This window comes from uncultured Granulicatella sp., from assembly GCF_963516875.1.
GTDB lineage: Bacteria > Bacillota > Bacilli > Lactobacillales > Aerococcaceae > Granulicatella.
Genome location: NZ_CAUQCL010000001.1, coordinates 23,657 through 42,544, shown reverse-complemented (window position 1 = coordinate 42,544; position 18,888 = coordinate 23,657). Strand labels below are relative to the sequence as shown.

14 protein-coding genes and 1 pseudogene are annotated in these 18,888 nt (G+C 32.3%); 14 read left to right on the top strand and 1 reads right to left on the bottom strand.

Annotated features, from left to right (window positions below; genetic code table 11):
• Positions 1 to 82 precede the first annotated feature (82 nt).
• From RWM24_RS00180 to RWM24_RS00120, 13 genes are all read left to right on the top strand, one after another.
• Positions 83 to 718, top strand: a complete 636-nt coding sequence (locus RWM24_RS00180; RefSeq protein WP_314110454.1) for a redox-sensing transcriptional repressor Rex — start codon at positions 83 to 85, stop codon at positions 716 to 718.
• A 722-nt stretch (positions 719 to 1,440) separates the two neighbouring features.
• Positions 1,441 to 1,632 carry a hypothetical protein gene (locus RWM24_RS00175; RefSeq protein WP_020991260.1) on the top strand — a complete coding sequence of 64 codons (192 nt, stop codon included), beginning with the start codon at positions 1,441 to 1,443 and terminating at the stop codon, positions 1,630 to 1,632.
• A gap of 637 nt (positions 1,633 to 2,269) precedes the next feature.
• On the top strand, positions 2,270 to 3,880 hold the full coding sequence (locus RWM24_RS00170) for an ABC transporter ATP-binding protein (protein WP_314110451.1): 1,611 nt from the start codon (positions 2,270 to 2,272) through the stop codon (positions 3,878 to 3,880).
• Between the two features lie 357 nt (positions 3,881 to 4,237).
• A complete protein-coding gene (locus RWM24_RS00165) occupies positions 4,238 to 5,872 on the top strand; it encodes an ABC transporter ATP-binding protein (protein WP_314110449.1) in 1,635 nt (544 codons plus the stop codon).
• Between the two features lie 485 nt (positions 5,873 to 6,357).
• Positions 6,358 to 7,965 carry an ABC transporter ATP-binding protein gene (locus tag RWM24_RS00160; protein WP_314110448.1) on the top strand — a complete coding sequence of 536 codons (1,608 nt, stop codon included), beginning with the start codon at positions 6,358 to 6,360 and terminating at the stop codon, positions 7,963 to 7,965.
• Positions 7,966 to 8,137: 172 nt separating this feature from the next.
• On the top strand, positions 8,138 to 9,082 hold the full coding sequence (locus tag RWM24_RS00155) for an ABC transporter permease (protein ID WP_314110446.1): 945 nt from the start codon (positions 8,138 to 8,140) through the stop codon (positions 9,080 to 9,082).
• Positions 9,082 to 10,062: an ABC transporter permease gene (locus tag RWM24_RS00150; protein WP_314110444.1), complete on the top strand. Its 981-nt coding sequence runs from the start codon at positions 9,082 to 9,084 to the stop codon at positions 10,060 to 10,062. Before RWM24_RS00155 ends, RWM24_RS00150 begins: the two co-directional genes overlap by 1 nt.
• A 9-nt stretch (positions 10,063 to 10,071) precedes the next feature.
• Positions 10,072 to 11,115, top strand: coding sequence for an ABC transporter ATP-binding protein (locus tag RWM24_RS00145; protein ID WP_314110441.1), 1,044 nt, complete (start codon positions 10,072 to 10,074; stop codon positions 11,113 to 11,115).
• Entirely contained in the window at positions 11,108 to 12,025 is a 918-nt protein-coding gene (locus RWM24_RS00140; RefSeq protein ID WP_314110440.1) for an ATP-binding cassette domain-containing protein, read from the top strand. Before RWM24_RS00145 ends, RWM24_RS00140 begins: the two co-directional genes overlap by 8 nt.
• A 120-nt stretch (positions 12,026 to 12,145) precedes the next feature.
• Complete coding sequence (gene acpP, locus RWM24_RS00135; RefSeq protein WP_006703534.1) at positions 12,146 to 12,388, top strand: acyl carrier protein; 243 nt, start codon at positions 12,146 to 12,148, stop codon at positions 12,386 to 12,388.
• A 517-nt stretch (positions 12,389 to 12,905) separates the two neighbouring features.
• The gene (locus RWM24_RS00130) at positions 12,906 to 14,693 is read left to right on the top strand and encodes an oligopeptide ABC transporter substrate-binding protein (protein WP_314110438.1); all 1,788 of its coding nucleotides are present in this window, start codon (positions 12,906 to 12,908) and stop codon (positions 14,691 to 14,693) included.
• Positions 14,694 to 14,780: 87 nt separating this feature from the next.
• Positions 14,781 to 16,121 (top strand): helicase-related protein, encoded by a 1,341-nt coding sequence (locus RWM24_RS00125; protein WP_314110436.1) that lies wholly within the window; start codon positions 14,781 to 14,783, stop codon positions 16,119 to 16,121.
• Between the two features lies 1 nt (position 16,122).
• Positions 16,123 to 16,797 (top strand): ComF family protein, encoded by a 675-nt coding sequence (locus RWM24_RS00120; RefSeq protein WP_314110434.1) that lies wholly within the window; start codon positions 16,123 to 16,125, stop codon positions 16,795 to 16,797.
• 645 nt (positions 16,798 to 17,442) lie between these two features.
• On the opposite strand, the pseudogene RWM24_RS00115 reads toward RWM24_RS00120, so the two are convergent.
• Positions 17,443 to 17,790, bottom strand: a pseudogene (locus RWM24_RS00115) (iron-containing alcohol dehydrogenase); the annotation flags it as partial.
• Between the two features lie 462 nt (positions 17,791 to 18,252).
• Between RWM24_RS00115 and hpf the strand changes: the two are divergent.
• A complete protein-coding gene (gene hpf / locus RWM24_RS00110) occupies positions 18,253 to 18,801 on the top strand; it encodes a ribosome hibernation-promoting factor, HPF/YfiA family (RefSeq protein WP_314110433.1) in 549 nt (182 codons plus the stop codon).
• Positions 18,802 to 18,888 lie beyond the last annotated feature (87 nt).

Below are 18,888 nucleotides of genomic sequence, written 5' to 3'. Positions count from 1 at the left end.
GTAAAAACAAGCATATTGTTTGTGAAAATTATGAAACTTATGCTAAAATGTCTATGAAAATTGATACAAAGGAGATTGAAAAATGAAAAAAGTTGAAATTCCAAAAGCTACAGCAAAGCGCTTGGCAATTTATCATCGTTATTTAAGATTTTTACATGATGCAGGGAAACGTCGTATTTCTTCAACAGAATTAAGTGAAGCAGTAAAAGTTGATAGTGCAACGATTCGTCGTGACTTCTCTTATTTTGGAGCGTTAGGAAAGCGTGGTTATGGTTATGATGTGGAGTATTTATTAGATTTCTTCAGTCAACAATTAAATCATGATCGTTTAACAAATGTTGCTTTAGTTGGAGTAGGTAATTTAGGTCAAGCTTTATTAAACTATAATTTCCACCAAAGTAATCATGTAAGAATTAGTGCTGCGTTTGAAGTAGACGAAGGTATGGTAGGTAAAATCGTGAGTGGAGTACCTGTTTATTCTATGGACGATTTGGTTGAACAAATTCGTGTACAACAAATTCAAGTGGCGATTTTAACAGTTCCTCAAGAGGTTGCTCAAGAAACTGCTAATTTATTAATCGAAGCTGATGTTCGTGGTATTTTAAACTTTACACCGCTTCGTTTAACTGCACCGGATCATATTCGTGTTCAAAACGTTGACTTAACAAATGAATTGCAAACTTTGATTTATTTCTTAGATAACAACAATAATAACTAATTGTAGAAACATCTTGTAAATGTGAGGAGCATTTATGAGATGTTTTTTTGCGTAAATGACTTTATCTTATAGTAGCAGAGAGGACGCAAGCAGCCTCGCAAAAGCAAGTCTCATTGCTAAACTTTGAGCCTAAGGTCTCAAAGTTTCCTGTATTAGAAGTCGAAGCGACTTCTAATACTACTGCTACTATGAAAAGTCATTACTTGTTATATGGAAGGAAATAGCGGTTTGATGTGGAGTACGGAATGCGTAAATGACTTTGTCTATAGTAGCAGAGAGGACGGCAGCAAACCTTCGGTTTCATGCCTAAACTTTGAGCCTGAGGTCTCAAAGTTTCCTGTATTAGAAGTCGAAGCGACTTCTAATACTAGCGCTACTATGAAAAGTCATTACTTGTTTGATGGAAGGGAATTGCGGTTTGATGTGGGAAACGGAATGCGTAAATGACTTTGTCTATAGTAGCAGAGAGGACGCAAGCAGCCTCGAAAAGTGAGTCTCATTGCTAAACTTTGAGCCTAGGGTCTCAAAGTTTCCTGTATTAGAAGTCGGAGCGACTTCTAATACTGCTGCTACTATGAAAAGTCATTACTTGTTTAATGGAAGGGAATAGTGGTTTGATGTAGAGTGCTAAAGCGTAAATGATTCTGTTGACAGATAGTTGATTTAGAATTACAATCAAGTTAGTTAATTAACTAATTTGATTATGAAAGGGGAGATGGCATATGTTTAATATAAAATGGAATGGTAATCAAGTAATAAAAGAAACAACATCAGGATTGTTTAAAAAAGAAATTGGGTACAATGAGCAAGTAATGAAAGAACAAGAAAAATTAAAAGTTATGAATGCGCATACAGGTGGAGGGACTTCTTCATCTACACCATCTTCTTCAGAACCAAGTATTGTGATGTTTTAATTTTGTTACTATTTTAACAGTACATTTAAGCTGTAACATAGATTACCGAAGCTATGTTACAGCTTTTTATGTTTATAAAATGTGGAGGGTTTTATGAATTGTTATATTAACAAAAGGTGGTAACTAGAATATCCAATTATGGCTATAATGAAATACTTACATATATTTAATTGATGAGAAAAGTAGATAATATACAAAGTAAAAAAAGCATATTACAAAAACTATCGAAAAATATAAAGATTTTAAGTTCATTAGCTATTGCTAGTATAGATACTTACGATGCACTAAATAATATTAATATATTAGGAAATAATAAAGTTGAATCATTAGGAAATGCAACATTATATGACCAATTCGCTTGCCAAGTTGATAATTATGGATTTTCTACCTATAAATAATCATTAAGTTTGTTTGTGCCATGGCATAGCAGGGATTATATATTATCTCTGGCGTGAGGGTTGTTTAGAGTGTAGTCATAATATCTTAAGATTATTGAATCGATATTATAAGCGCCTATTTATCGAACCAAACCAAGATTTTCGAATTCTAGAGGGGTATGTTATTGGTTATGTTAGCATTACACATGAATAAACAATTCAAAGGAGATATTCTATTAGGATATAGTTAGGAGATTAATATGAAAAGTTTAATGAAATATATAAAAAGAGAATGGAAAAAGAATAGTTATGTATTATTGACAATTATTGTAGGGCAAGCTTGTTTAGTATTGTGGGGAGTTAGTATAGCTAATTTAGTGACGGCTTTAGCCAAGTTGGAAATTGAAACAGCAAAGTTATTAAGTGTTCAATTGCTTGTTATTTTCATGGTATGGATGTTTCAACTATTTTTTGAGAGAAAATTACTAACAGATGCAGTTCAAAGTATGGATTGCAGAATACGAGAGGATATTGCGCAAGAATTAGTGACAACAGATTACCTTTCTTTTAATGAAAATGAACAGGGTGTTTATTTGTCTTGGTTGACGAATGACATCATGACGATTAATCAACACGGTTTTAACAACTTAGAGATGATGATTAATCAGGCTGTGGGGATTGCTTTGAGTGTATCGGCTATAGTTTATTTTCATTATTCAATTATTGTCGTAATAGTGTTATTATTTATAGCAATGGTGTTAGTTCCAAAAAAATTTAGCATCAAAATGACAAGTAGTATGGAAATTATGACCAAAGTCAGTGATGAGGTGACGAGTACTTTTACAGATGTACTGCATGGATTTAATGATTTATCAAGTATGAATTTAGGAGATTATTTTAAGGATAAAATCTTATTTGGATCGTACAGATTAAAAAAAGTAAAGGTACAATACGCTGTTGATTCTGGGAAAATGATATCTGCCACAAATGGATTAAGTTTATTTAGTCAAATTATCTTATTGGTATTTACAGGGTATTTATATGTAGAAGGGTATGTCCCTATAGGAGCTATAGGTGGAGTGCAGTTTTTCGCTGCAACAATTTTCTCGAGCCTAACAGGGTTTAATGCTAATTATGCGGAACTGAAAACCGTTCAACCTGTGTTTGAGAAATATAGTAAGAAATTAAAAAGTAATTGTGAAAGAAATGATGGAAAAGTTGTTAATGAGCTAACAAATACTATCCGGTTGCAAAATATTCATTTTAGTTATCCTAATACTGAACGTGTTGTTTTAGAAAATATGAACATGGAAATTAAAAAGGGAGATAAGGTAGTGATTACTGCTGAATCAGGAAAAGGGAAATCAACACTGTTAAATATTATGAATCGTCGTCTAGAACCAACTAAAGGTAACATCTACTGGGATAATATTTCTTATAAAGACTTAGACATTACTAGTTTACAAAATTCTATAATCTACATTGATCAAAATCCACATTTATTTAATGCAACGATACGTGAAAATATTATTTTAAATGAATCGATAGAGGAAGATAGATTAGAAAATATTTTAAAACAGGTTGGTCTTAGCGACTGGATTGATTCTTTGGAACTAGGGTTAGAAACAATTATTGATTATCAAGCAAAAAATATTTCTGGCGGACAGAAACAAAAAATAATATTAGCAAGAGGTTTGTTGAGAAATAAAAAAGTCGTGTTATTAGATGAAATTACTTCATCGCTAGATAATCAATCTGCACTAGAAATAGAAAAATTGTTGTTCGATAATGACACGCTTACTGTAGTAATGGTAACTCATCATCTGTCAGAGTATGTGATTCAAAGATTAACTAAACAATATGTTTTGTAACTGAATAACTTTCTTTTATTACGAAATATTACACTGAGACTTAATGTGTAGAACAAATAGTGGAGTATTTCATATCAGCATGTTCTCTGAAGTGACTTTATCTATAGTGGCAGTATGGACGGCAGCAAACCTTCGGTTTCATTGCTAGTGCTGCTATGAAAAGTCATTGTCCATTCTTAAAATATGTCTGATGTAAAAGTTCCATCAAGAAATTTTCTAATCGTATTGTTTTTTTTTAATTGAACTATAATCTGAATTGGAAGTAGTTTAATCTTCTAAAATTTAATGTGAAGGAGGTAACATCATGTTTTTTAATCGAGTAATGGATGTATTTTAGATTTTTATGGAGGAATTTTAATGTATCGTTATATTCGTAAAAGTATGAAACCATTTATTGCCTTTTCTTTCGTTAGTATGCTTGGGGCAGTATCTGTTGTTTTTATGGCTTATATTATTAATTTATTAGTAGAAACTATCACCGAAGGTAAATTTGAAAATTTTATATGGATTGCAGTTTTATCCTTTGTTTATGTATTGATTGATTCATATTTAGATTATGCAGTAGATGTTGTAAATGAAAGACTTACGCAGGAATTAATGTATCACATTCGAGAAGATTTACTCGAATCAATTGAAAGTCAATCCATTGTGGAGTTTGAAAAATTAGGTAGAGATTACTACTTAAATATGTACACAAAAGATTTAGAAACTATTGAAAGTGATTATATTAAAGAATTGTTAAGTATGTACAATGATGTATGGGTGTTTATTTTAGGATTCGTATCTGCCATAGTCATTAGTCCTTTGTTTGCTATTTTAATGATTGGATTAAGTTCATTACCATTTGCGTTGCCATATTTTTCAAGGAAAATTTTAGGAAATGCAAAATTAAATTTATCTCAAATCAATGAAAAGTATTTATCGTTATTAACAGAGATATTCGATTCTTTTACAACTTTAAAAGTATATGATGTTTTTCCGTTATTTAATAAACGTTTAAGAAGTAAAAGTCGTGATTTAGTAGAAGCAAAGGTATACGTAACTCATACTAATAAATTTGTTTATGCAATTTCTTATGGATTGAGAATGTTTGTAAATGTATTCTCTTGGGTATTAGGAGGCTATTTTGTATTAAACCATTCGGTTACTTTAGCAGTATTTTTTACAATTAAACAATTAACACAATATGTAGCATATCCTATTCAAGGATTTGGAGCGAGTTATACGGAAGTAGTCGCTGCAAAAAGTGTGAAAGATAAAGTGTTTGAAATTATTGATCAAAGAAAAATTGAAGTCGTAAAAGAACAATCTAACATCCAAAAGATTATTTTTGAAGATTTTGCGGTAAATTTTGATGAAAAACTAATATTTCAACAGTTGAATCTTCAATTAGAAAAAGGGAAGAAGTATCTTTTAATCGGTGAAAGTGGTAGTGGAAAATCAACATTTTTAAAATCACTTATTGGTTCAATTTCTGTTAAAAATCAGTCATTGAAATTTCAATTAGAAAATGGGAAATTGTTGGATAGTTCTGAATTAGAAAAAATTTCTCATCAAATTTCTTATATTGGTCAAGAAACTTCACTCTTTCAATTATCATTAAAAGAGAATATAAGTTTGCAAAATTCAATTACTGATTCTCAGTTTCAAGCGTTATGTAAGCAAGTTGGATTAGAAAAATGGGTTAATGAGTCAACGGAGTTTGATACTATTCTTTTAACTGCTTCTGGTGGCGAAAAGAGAAGAATTGATTTGGCGAGATTATTATTCTTTGATAGAGAAATTTTATTATTTGATGAACCAACTGCTGGTTTGGATGCTCAGAATCGCTTGAAAGTAGAAGAAGTAGTGAGTCATTTAGAAAATAAATTAATTGTTTATAGTACACATCAGTATGATGAAGAATTTATGCAACAATTTGATTATTGTTTAGAAATACAAGATGGAAGCATTGTGATGAGAGAGACAAGCGTAAATGACTTTGCCTTATAGTAGCAAAGAGGACGCAAGCAGCCTCGCTTAGCGAGTCTCATTGCTAAACTTCGAGCCTAGGTCTCGAAGTTTCCTGTATTAGAAGTCGAAGCGACTTCTAATACTACTGCTACTATGAAAAGTCATTACTTGTTATATGGAAGGAAATAGCGGTTTGATGTGGAGTACGGAATGCGTAAATGACTTTGTCTATAGTAGCAGAGAGGACGGCAGCAAACCTTCGGTTTCATGCCTAAACTTTGAGCCTAGGGTCTCAAAGTTTCCAGTATTAGAAGTCGAAGCGACTTCTAATACTGCTGCTACTATGAAAAGTCATTACTTGTTTCATGAAAGGGAGTATCGGTTAGAAGTGGAATACGTAAAGCGTAAAAGACTTTGTCTTATAGTAACAATTGAGAGTTAAATTTCTTGCCAGAAAACTATTTACTAACCCTCTACTTTGGGATATAGTTAACAATAATGCTGAAAAAAGGGAGAAATGAAATATGCTGAGTTTATTAAAATTATTCCAATCGATTCCAAAGAAAATTCTTTTGCTTATTGTTATTGGGATGGGGATTACGGCATTGGATGGAATTGTAATTCCTTATTTTATTTCCAATTTAATCGAAGTGGGAACTTCTAAAAATGTTTCGGATTTAGTACTTATTTCGATTGTTGGGATATTAGGGTATGGTTTTGTTCGTTTTGGAGTGTTTATTTGGGATGAATTTCAACAACGACTATTAAAATTATTGTCGATTCAAACGAAGGAAAAACTGATTACGAATTATTACGCAGGTGACTTTGAACAAAGTGAAGTAGAATCCATTTTATTAACGGAATGGAATGTGATTCAGCAACAAGGAATTGTTTCGTTTATTAGTTTTGTCTATTGTCTGACTTTTTCGTTTGTTACCTTTGTTTATATTGCGGTTTTAGATTTGAAAATGACGATTATTTTCTTAGCTTTTGCGATTTTACCTTTATTAATTCCGCATTTGTTTACGAAGAAGATTAAAGCGAAGGCACAAGAGTGGTCACAGAATAATCAACAGTATATTGCAAGACAACATGAGTTTATTGATTATAAGCGTGTCATTAAGAATTTTCGAGTAGAATCGATTGCCATTTCGAATTTGGGTAGTAAAATTCGTGCTACCGAAGAAGATTATTATCAGATGAATCATTTACGTTTTCTTTCAAAAATATTAGCGAATTTAGTATCCGGAATTAGTTCTTTTCTTCCTTTAGCAATTGGAGTTTATTTTTCTATTCAGGGTGATTTGAAATTATCTGTTGTCATGGCGATTTATTTAGCAAGTGATCGTATTATTAGTCCATTATTAAATGCGATGGATTTTTATCAAAAAATGAATACAACGATTCCAATGGTTCAACGAATGAATAAATATTTGGAATTTGAACCATTGAAGGAAGAAAAAGTACTTGTCACAGATGTTTTTCCGATTCAATTAACGAATATTCATTTGACATTAAAAGAACATACGATTTTGCAGGAGTTACACTTTATGATGAATAAAGGAGAACGGCTTTTATTAATGGGGCCTTCAGGAAGTGGGAAAACAACTTTATTAGATTGTATTTATGGAGATATCCATCCACAAGTTGGAAAAATAAGATTTGCAGGAGTTGAAGCTTCAGGGAAGAATAATGCCTTTCAAAAAGATAAAATTGGTTATTTTATGCAAGAGTCTAATATTTTCATGAATTCATTAGCGTTTAATCTAACACTTGGTGAGGAGTATTCTGTAGAACAGATGGAGAATGTTCTAAAAGAAGTGCATTTGTCTTATTTATTGGAACGATATGATTTAATGGATGAAACTGTAAATTTAGTTGACAATTTATCTGGAGGAGAAAAAGCCCGATTATGTTTAGCCCGATTACTGCTTCGTTCTTATGAAATGTTATTAATAGACGAATTTTCTTCTGCAGTTGATGAAGAAACAACTACTTTTATTCGAGACTTATTAAAAGAAAGACAAATGAGTTTCATAGAAATATCTCATCGTATGCCAAAGCATCCAGAGGACTATCATAAAATTTATGTATTGGAAGATGGGAAGTTAAAAGTAACTGGAAAAATTTAAATGGAATGAAAGTATATTTATTGAAAAGGACACTTTATGTGTCTTTTTTTGTTAAGAACACTACATTTTCAAACTTTTTCAAACAAAATGATTGAATTATAAAAGCTAAAAATAGTATGATAGATAAAACATTCTTTATTAAAAAGTGAAGAGTATTTTCAGGAGGAAGTACATGAATCAATATACGAAATATATTTTAAAACGGATATTCTACATGATTGTTACATTGTTTTTAATTGCGACAATCACGTTTTTCTTGATGAAATTATTACCAGGTTCGCCATATGCAAATGAAGAAAATTTAACAGATGCTCAATTACAAATTATGAATGCAAAATATGGGTTGGATAAACCAGTTTGGATGCAATATTTCATTTATCTAGGTGGTTTAGTTCGATTAGATTTAGGAATGTCTTTCCAATATAATTCAACAGTCTTAAATTTATTATCTAGCCGTGTAGGCCCATCGTTTCAAATTGGGCTACAAGCATTAATTTTCGGTATGGGAATGGGTACATTGCTTGGATTAGTGGCAGCGATGAAACAAAATACAATTGTGGATACTGGAGCAACTTTCTTTGCGATTATTGGACGTTCAGTGCCAAGTTTCGTATTTGCAGTTGTTTTACAATTAGTATTCGGCGTTATTTTTCCGATTTTGCCAATTGCATTATGGAATCAAGGGTTTATTTCTTCAATTTTACCGACTTTAGCATTATCTATTTCTCCAGTAGCGGATTCTGCTCGTTTTATTCGTACGGAAATGGTTGAAGTGTTACAGTCTGATTATATGGAATTAGCACGTGCAAAAGGTTTGAGCCGTATGGAAGTGGTCATGAAACATGGGGTACGTAATGCGTTAATTCCTTTAGTGACTATTGCTGGTCCAATATTAGTTGGTTTAATGACAGGTTCAATGGTCATTGAAAATATTTTTGCCATTCCTGGTATTGGGGAGCAATTTGTTAAATCCATTTTAACAAATGATTATCCAACGATTATGGGTGTGACAATGATGTATTCATTTTTACTTGTTGTGACAATTTTAATTGTGGATTTACTATATGGATTTATTGATCCTAGAATTCGTTTAACACAAGGAGGAGAAGCTTCATAATGACAGAAAAAGTAGCATTTAAACGTGTAGCATCATCTTTTGAACAAGTGGAAACTATTTCACTTCCTCCTCAAAGTTTTTTACAAGATGCATGGAGACGATTGAAAAAAAATAAGGGAGCAGTTGTATCGTTAGGAATTGTAGTTCTCTTTATCGTTCTTGCATTATTAGCCCCTTTTATTAGTCCGCATGATCCATTGGAACAAAATGTTCAATTTGCGAATTTACCAGCTAAAATTCCTGGTATTTTTAAAGGGATGAGAGCGGGAGTAGATGCATATGCTCAAGCAGGAGTTCCTGAAGGGACTTATTACTATTTAGGAACAGATGGTTTAGGAAGAGATTTATTATCTCGAATTTTATATGGAACAAGATTATCATTATTAATTGCTTTTGCTGCTGCAATGTTTGATTTAACAGTAGGGGTATTATATGGGTTGATTTCTGGTTGGTTTGGTGGTCGTGTAGACACAGTGATGCAACGTATTTTAGAAATTATGACGGCTATTCCAAACTTAGTTATCTTAGTGTTAATGTTGTTATTTTTACAACCAGGTGTCGGTACAATTATTTTAGCCATTGGGGTTACAAGTTGGTTAACAATGGCCCGTGTCGTTCGTGCGCAAACATTAAAATTAAAAAATTTAGAATATGTCCTAGCGTCTAAATCATTAGGACAAAGTTTTTGGAAAATTGCATTGAAACACCTATTACCAAATATTGCTGGAATTATTATTATTCAAACGATGTTTTCAATTCCTTCAGCAATTTTCTTTGAAGCATTTTTAAGTTTCTTAGGAATTGGGGTTCCAGTACCAAATGCCTCATTAGGTTCGCTTATTAATGATGGCTATAAAACATTTAGATTTTTACCGCATTTAATGTGGTTCCCGGCAACTGTATTATGTATTTTAATGATTAGTTTTAATTTATTAGCAGATGGATTAAGAGATGCCTTTGATCCAAAAATGAAAGAATAGGAGAAATGTATGAGTGAAACAATTTTAAGTGTAAAAAATTTACAAGTATCCTTTCAAACATTTGATGGAAAAGTTCAAGCGGTTCGAGGGATAGATTTTGACTTGAAAAAAGGAGAAACTTTAGCGATTGTTGGTGAGTCTGGTTCAGGTAAATCTGTTACAACTAGATCCATTATTCAATTATTATCTGCCAATGCGTTAATTGAAAACGGAGAAATTATTTTCGAACAAGAAAATATTTTAGAAAAATCAGAATCTGAAATGCAACAAATTCGTGGGAAGAAAATTGCGATGATTTTCCAAGATCCAATGACGTCATTAGATCCAACGATGAAAGTTGGTATGCAAGTGGCGGAATCAATGATCAAGCATTTAAAATTATCGAAAAAAGAAGCCTTGCAACAAGCCGTTCAATTATTAGAACAAGTCGGAATTCCAAATGCGGAAAAAAGAGTGAATGATTATCCACATCAATTTTCTGGTGGACAAAGACAAAGAATTGTTATTGCGATTGCATTAGCATGTAATCCAGATATTTTAATTGCGGACGAACCAACAACTGCATTGGATGTAACGATTCAAGCACAAATTTTAGAATTATTAAAAGAAATTCAACAAAAGCATGGCACTTCTATTATTTTTATTACGCATGATTTAGGAGTTGTAGCGAATGTTGCAGATAGAGTGGCTGTAATGTATGCTGGGAAGATTGTAGAATATGGACTAGTCGATGAAATTTTTTACAATCCAAGACATCCATATACTTGGGGATTATTATGCTCAATGCCTTCTTTAGAAGAGGAAGGATCCTTATATACGATTCCTGGAACACCACCAGATTTATTAAATCCTCCAAAAGGAGATGCATTTGCCCTAAGAAGTGATTATGCATTAGATATTGATTTTGAAGAAATGCCACCAATGTTTGCTGTGTCGAATACACATGCTGCAGCAACATGGTTGTTAGATGAACGTGCTCCAAAAGTAGAGCCACCGGAAGAAATTCAAAAACGCTGGGCACAATTTGAAAGTAGGAGAGTGACAAATGAGTAAACGTAAATTAGTCGAAGTTAAAGGCTTAAAGTGTTACTTTGGTTCTTCTTCGAAACAAGTTGTAAAAGCAGTCGATGATATTAGTTTTGAAATTTTTGAAGGTGAGACTTTTGGTCTTGTAGGAGAATCAGGTTCAGGAAAGTCTACGACAGGTCGTTCGATTTTACGATTAAATGATGCAACTGACGGACAAATTTTATTTGATGGAAAAGAAATTCCAACGAAGACTAAAGACTTAAAAGAGTTTAGAAAACAAGCTCAAATGATTTTCCAAGATCCGTATGCTTCATTAAATGGAAGAATGAAAGTTAGAGATATTATTGCTGAAGGAATGGATATCCATGGTATCGTAAAAACTCGTGCAGAAAGAGATGCAAAAGTAAACGAATTGTTGAAAATGGTAGGATTGAATCCAGAACATGCGAATCGTTATCCACATGAGTTTTCTGGTGGGCAACGTCAAAGAATTGGGATTGCAAGAGCTTTAGCAGTAAATCCACGTTTTATTGTCTGTGATGAGCCAATTTCAGCGTTAGATGTATCAATTCAAGCTCAAATTGTGAATTTACTAAAAAAATTACAAAAAGAGCAACAATTAACGTATTTATTTATTGCGCATGATTTATCAATGGTCAAATATATTAGTGACCGAATTGCAGTCATGTATCAAGGCAAAATAGTTGAGTTAGGAACTGCTGATGCTGTTTATCATCAACCATTCCATCCGTATACGAAGAGTCTATTATCAGCAATTCCTTTACCAGACCCTCAATATGAAAGAAATCGTAAAAGAGTGATTTATCAGCCAACCGTTCAAAATGAACCAGAAGAAATTTTTGAAATTACTCCAGGACATTTTGTGCTAACTACAAAAGAACAAGCTGAAATTTGGAAAAATAGTTTATCATAGTACTATATAAAATAAAGTGCTTTCAAAAGAAATGATAGACAATAAAGCCAAATTTGAGTAAAATAGAGGTATAGCAATTAGGAGTGTAGGGAGAAATCGCTTAGACAAGGAGGACAACAAATGTCAGAGCAAGAAGTACTAGACAAAGTAATTCAATTAATTTCGGAACGTTTTAGTGTCGATGTATTAAAAATTACAAAAGATACAACATTCCAAGAAGACTTAGGTGCTGATTCATTAGATGTCGTTGAATTAGTCATGGAATTAGAAGATGCATTTGGAATTCAGATTTCTGATGAAGATGCCGAACAAATTGTTACAATTGGAGATGCTGTAAACTATATTGTTAGTCAACAAGCGTAATAAGGTTACGAAAAGACTTTTCTAAAATAGCAGAGGACGCAAGCAACCTCGCAAAAGCGAGTTTCATTGCTAAAATTCGAGCCTAAGGTCTCGAATTTTCCTGTCATAAAAGCCGGTGTGATGGCTTTTATGACTCATGCTATAGAGAAAAGTCTTTTCTTATTGGATAGGTGTTTATGAGAGTACGAAAAAAAGTAACTTTTCTATAATAGCAAAGGATGCAAGCAGTTTTGCAAGAGCGAGTTTCCTGTCATGCTATAACGAAAAGTCTTTTTTGTTGTTTAAAATTAAAAAATGAGTAGAAGAATCAATAAAGTGTATCATAATTTTTGTAAATTTTATCGTTATAAAAATTATCTATAACTATAAAAGGTTATAATCATAATATATAGATATGTTTTTAACATTAAAAAATGATGAAATATCTATTAGAAATTGCAATAAATATTGAAATGAGTTCTAAACTTTGTTACTATCTTGACATTCATTAGTTTTTTAAAAACTTAGGAGGGATAATATGAAAAACAAGAAATTATATACAGGATTTCTTAGCGTTACTGCTGCGCTAGCATTAGCAGCATGTGGTAACAAACAACAATCTTCTTCATCAGTACAGGCTCCTGTTGAAGACGGATTTAAAACTGAGGTGGTAAACGATGGTACTGCAATTAGTGGGGGAACACTAAATTATGCACAAGTATCAAACTCACCATTTAAAGGATTATTTAACCCTATTTTATATATCGACTCTGGTGATGGAGATATTGTTAACTTGGCTTTCACTAATTTATTTGGTTATGATGGAAATCAAAAAATTGACAATAGCAAAGGGATGGCTGAGTATAAGTTAGACCGTGAAAATAAAATTTTTACAATCCATTTGAAAAAGGGAGATTATAAATGGTCAGATGGACAACCTTTAACAATTGATGACTACATTTTCACATATGAAGTATTAAGTCGTTCAGATTATGAAGGAGTTCGTTTCTCTGAAGATATTTTAAATGTTGAAGGGGTAGAAGAATTCCATGAAGGAAAAGCATCATCAATTTCAGGTTTAGAAAAAGTTGATGATCAAACTGTCAAACTTCACTTAAAAGAAGTTTATCCAGCGTTAGAGTATGGTGGAGAAGCTGTCAATACTTTAATGATTCCAAAACATATTTATAAAGATATGACTTATCAAGAAATGATTACTTCAGATTACTCTCGTACAAAAGTAGTGGGTAGTGGTCCATTCATTATTAAAAACATCGTACCAGGTGAATCTGTAAGCTTTGAGAAAAACCCTTATTACTATAAAGGTCAACCAAAAATTGACTTGAAATTAGATGTTGTAAGTAGTGAGCAAATTGTTTCAGAATTAAAAGCAGGTCACTATGATTTTGTAAGTGGTATGCCTTCTGATCAATATGAAACATTCAAAGATTTAGATAACATTTCATTATTAGGATTAATGACAAACCAAATTAGCTATACTGGTTTTAATGTAGGACATTGGGATGCAGCTAAAGGCGAACACGTAGTAGATCCTTCTAAGAAAATGAATGATGTGGCTTTACGTAAAGCAATTGGATATGCAATCGACAATGATTCAGTAGCGAAAGATACTTATCACGGCTTATCTGTTCGTGCCAATACATTATTATCTCCATTCTTCAAAGACTTATATGTAGGTAAAGATGTCGTTCCAGGATTCGACTACAACCCTGAAAAAGCAAAAGAAATCTTAAAAGAAGCTGGCTATAAAGATGTTGATGGCGATGGACTTGTAGAAGATAAAGAAGGAAAACCATTAGTGATTAACTTCTTAGCAGCTAAAGGAAGTGAAACTGCAGAAGCAGTATTACAACAATACATTACATGGTGGAAAGAAGTTGGATTAAATGTACAATTATTAAATGGTCGTACATTAGACTTCCAAACTTATGCAGAAAAATTACAAAAATATGCTGATGACTTTGATATGTGGACTGGAGGATTTACAATTGGATTTAACCCATCTCCAGATGGATTATATGGACCAAAAGCTGCCTTCAACTTTGGTCACTTTGTAGAACCAAAACATACAGCATTATTACAACGTATTTCATCTGACGAAACATTCGATGAAAAAGTTAAAAAACAATTATTCTTAGAATGGCAACAATACGTTCAAGAAAACCCATTTGCAATTCCTCGTTTCAATACATTTGAATTAACAGCTGTTAATAAACGTGTGAAGAAAATGAATATTACAGTTGAAAACGGAACTGGTTGGGAAGAAGTAGAATTAGTAGCTGATAAAGGTGTCGCTGCTAAATAAGCTTCGTTTTGAAAAAATAGTATAAAATTTTTTAAGCAGCGAATTTTTTCGCTGCTTTTTTCGTATATAAAGATTAGGAGGTGTGTGATGGAAGAACAAGGAAGAATTCAAGTGAAGTTTCAATCGCAAAGAGATGCTACATTAGAACAAATGGGAGAAGTATTGCCTGGATTTCATAAGGGAAGTGGAAAATTTGTTTGTAATCGTTGTGGCAATCAAAATGTTGAAGAGTTTGCTGTGGGACCTTGTATCATTTGCCAGAAAAATTGCCATTATTGTTTGAGATGTTTAAATATGGGGAAAGTAAAAGAATGTTGCGTACTAGTAGCTGTTGAGGAGCAAACTCCGGCATTTCCACCGCATTCCGTTCAGTTATATTACAAGCATACGATGTCTAAAGAACAGGAAAAATTATCAAAAGAATTAGTAGAAGTAACGGATAAGGAACATTTAGTATGGGCCGTTACCGGAGCGGGAAAGACTGAAATGATTTTTGAATTAATTCGAACAGTATTAGAAAAGGGAGGAAGAGTTGGATTAGCAGCTCCAAGAATTGATGTATGTAACGAATTAGCTCCCAGAATTAAAGAAGCCTTTCCTTTAGAAGAGGTGACTGTTTTACATGGATTAACGGATGAAAGTTATAAAAGAACCCCTATTACTATTGCCACGACTCATCAAATGTTGCGATTTTATCATGCTTTTGATGTTTTAATGATAGATGAAGTGGACGCCTTTCCTTATTCTGATAGTGACATGTTACAATTTGCGGTTCATCGTGCGGTTAAACCAACGGGAAGGCTAGTCTTTATGACAGCAACACCTTCAAAGTTGGAGTTGTACAAAATTCAACATCATCAACTATCGTACTCTTTATTACCAGCAAGATTCCATCGGCATCCTCTTGTTGTACCTCTGTTTAAGGAATTACGAAATTGGAATAGCGCTTTAGAAAAGAAAAAAATTCCACAAGAGTTGTATCTCTGGATGAAGAAGCGACTAGATGAAAAAACTCCGTTTTTAATATTTGTGTCAACGATTGGGCAAATTTGTGCAGTGGAAGAGATGATGAGTCGAGCTTTTTCGAATGCAAGTTTTTCCAGTGTTTCCTCTCAAGAGGATCAGCGACAAGAAAGAATACAACAAATGAGAGATGGAAAGTTAGATTTTCTAATTACAACAACGATTCTTGAGAGAGGAGTTACTTTTTATGGAATTGATGTAGCTGTAACAGAGGCTCAAGAAGAGATTTTTACAAGGGAAGTGTTAGTACAAATTGCAGGAAGAGTAGGCAGAAGTGTAGATCATCCAGGGGGAGAAGTTGTCTATTTTTATGAAGGAATGAGTCGAGCAATGAAACAAGCTAAAAAAGAAATTGAATCATTGAATGAAGAAGCTAGAAAAAGAGGATTAATAGAAGGTGACTAAAATGCGTTGTGTATGGTGTGGAAAGGATGTAACAGCAGATTCAGGAATTAGTTCTTTATTCATGTGGAATTCAAGACCGATTTGTCGTCAGTGTCAAAAATTATTCCACTCATTGGAAAAGGAACCTACTTGTCCGGGATGTGGTCGTTTAATGGAGGAAGCGGCACTCTGTTATGACTGCGTTCGTTGGAAAGAGATGGAGTCTTATTTCCCTAAGAATCAAGCATTATATGTGTATGATGAACAGGCAAAAGAATTTATGGAACGATATAAATTTGCAGGAGATTGTGCTGTAGCTTTTTTAATCCAAGAAGATTTGAAAAGGGCGTTAAAAACATATCTCAAACAAGGATATACGATTTGTCCACTACCCACTTCTAAACAAAGTTTAGAAAAAAGAGAGTTTGAATCGGTTGAGTACTTTCTAGAACTATCGAAAATTCCGTATCAGCAATTCCTTTACCATATTGGAAAAGGGAAAAAACAATCTGAAAAGACGAGAGAAGAGAGAATGCAATTGCAACAACCCTTTGTATTGAAAGAAGAGGTAAACTTGCCGGATAAAGTTTTACTGTTTGATGATATTTATACGACTGGGAAAACCATTCGACTAGCAGCTAAGTTATTACAGGAAAAAGGGATAGAGGACGTCAAATTGTTTACGGTATTTCGATAACAGGAGAAAACAAAAAGGAATTAAGTCATTTAAAGTTACTTAATTCCTTTTAAATTTAAATATAGATACTGTTTAAAATTTTGATAAAACAGTTAAAGAAATAACTACCCCAAAAACAAAAGTGAATGAAAAAAGGGATGTAATCAATTGGGTAAAAACATAAGTTTGTAAAATTTTTGGAATACCAATAATCAAAATAAGAAGGAGTAATCCAATAAAAAGATAGATTCCAACAGTTATCATACGAGATTCCAGTAGGTTAGTTTTGATTGATAGAGTAATGACTAACATTGTTAATACGATATTCAGGATAAATAAAATGGATATTCCCAAAAGAGCAGTATGATTATCCCTTAAAAAGTTAGGATAAAATACATTCATCATTTGAATATCGAAAAAAGGTAATAATAGATATGCTAATAAACTAGTAGAAGCAATAATTCTTTTTAAAATAATGATCCTCCGTTCAATTTTAATGATTCCAATGAATTTAGATGAATTTTTTACTTATATTATACTGTGTTTAATGAAGTATTTATATATGAGTAATGAATTACTTAGGAAATATTCAAAAAAATCAGCAGAAGCAGTTATCTGCTTGAGCTGATTAGTATTATCTTTTGAATAAAATATATTCTTCAATAATTAAAATCGAGTTGTCACGTAATGATCAAGAGCAACTAGAGCATTGGCTACATCTTCAGCAGTATATTGAACCACCATTTGATGGATTGTTTCGCCATCTTGTGTAGCTAAACGACCGATTTTTAGTAAATCTTCATATGGTACAGTATCTAATTTTACTTCTTTTAATGTCGTTGGTAAGCCTAATTCTTTGTAGAATGTAATATATTTATCTAATTCTTCTTTAGGACGATTTTCTAATAATAGTTGTGTTAATGTTCCATAAGCTACTTTTTCACCGTGAGTAAGAGAGTGAATATCGCCATGTAAAGTAGTGAATCTATTATGGATGGCGTGAGCAGCAACTAAATTTTCTTCTAATTCTTTTCCAACTAAATCATAAATGATTGGGTCACATAGAAGAAGTAGTCGATTTCCTAAAGCTAAAACATGGAAAAGACCTGTTTTAAACACATCTTTTCCTTGAACATAACGAGAAGGAATCGCAAAAAACTTTTTCCATAAAATAACACTTCTTTGTGTTATAAGTTATCTTTAACATAATAATGAAAACGGTTTCTGTCAATAGTGTTTATCCATTTAATTCCTGATATTTTGGTAAATTGAATTGTTTTTTGGAAAAAATGAATAAAAAAAATTACAATGTTAAAAAATGTTTAGGAATTCCTAAACATTTTTGAAAACGGTTGTAAAAAATAAGAAAAAGGTTTATAATGAAACCATAGAAAGAAATCAAAAGAAGGGATTCTTAAGAGTGGTCCTTAAGAGATTTCTTCAGTCTGGCATAGCCAGATGAAAGGGGAGATTATTATGTTCAAATATAATATTCGTGGAGAAAACATTGAAGTTACTGAAGCAATTCGTAATTATGCTGAAAAGAAACTTTCAAAATTAGAAAAATACTTTGGAGATGTTGCTAATGCAACGGTTCATGTTAATTTGAAAGTATATTCTGAAAAAACTGCAAAAGTTGAAGTAACAATTCCTCTTCCTTATTTAGTCTTACGTGCAGAAGAAACTTCTGGAGACCTATATGGTAGTATTGACTTAGTGATTGATAAATTAGAAAGACAAGTTCGTAAACATAAAACAAAAATTAATCGTAAATCTCGTGAAAAAGGATTTGAAGTGCTTGTTGCCCCTGTTGTATCTGAAACAGTGGAAGAAGATGAATCAGTATTAGAGATTGTACGTACCAAACGTGTTGATTTAAAACCAATGGATAGTGAAGAAGCGGTTTTACAAATGAATATGTTAGGTCATAACTTCTTTATTTACCAAGATGCAGAAACAAATGAAACACATATTGTTTATCGTCGTAAAGATGGTAAATATGGTTTAATTGAAACAAATGCATAAAATCCTTCTTTAAGGTAGAGTTGGAAAAAAATTTTCCAACTCTGCCTTTTTTTCTTTTCTATTTTGAATAATGATGGTAAAATGAAT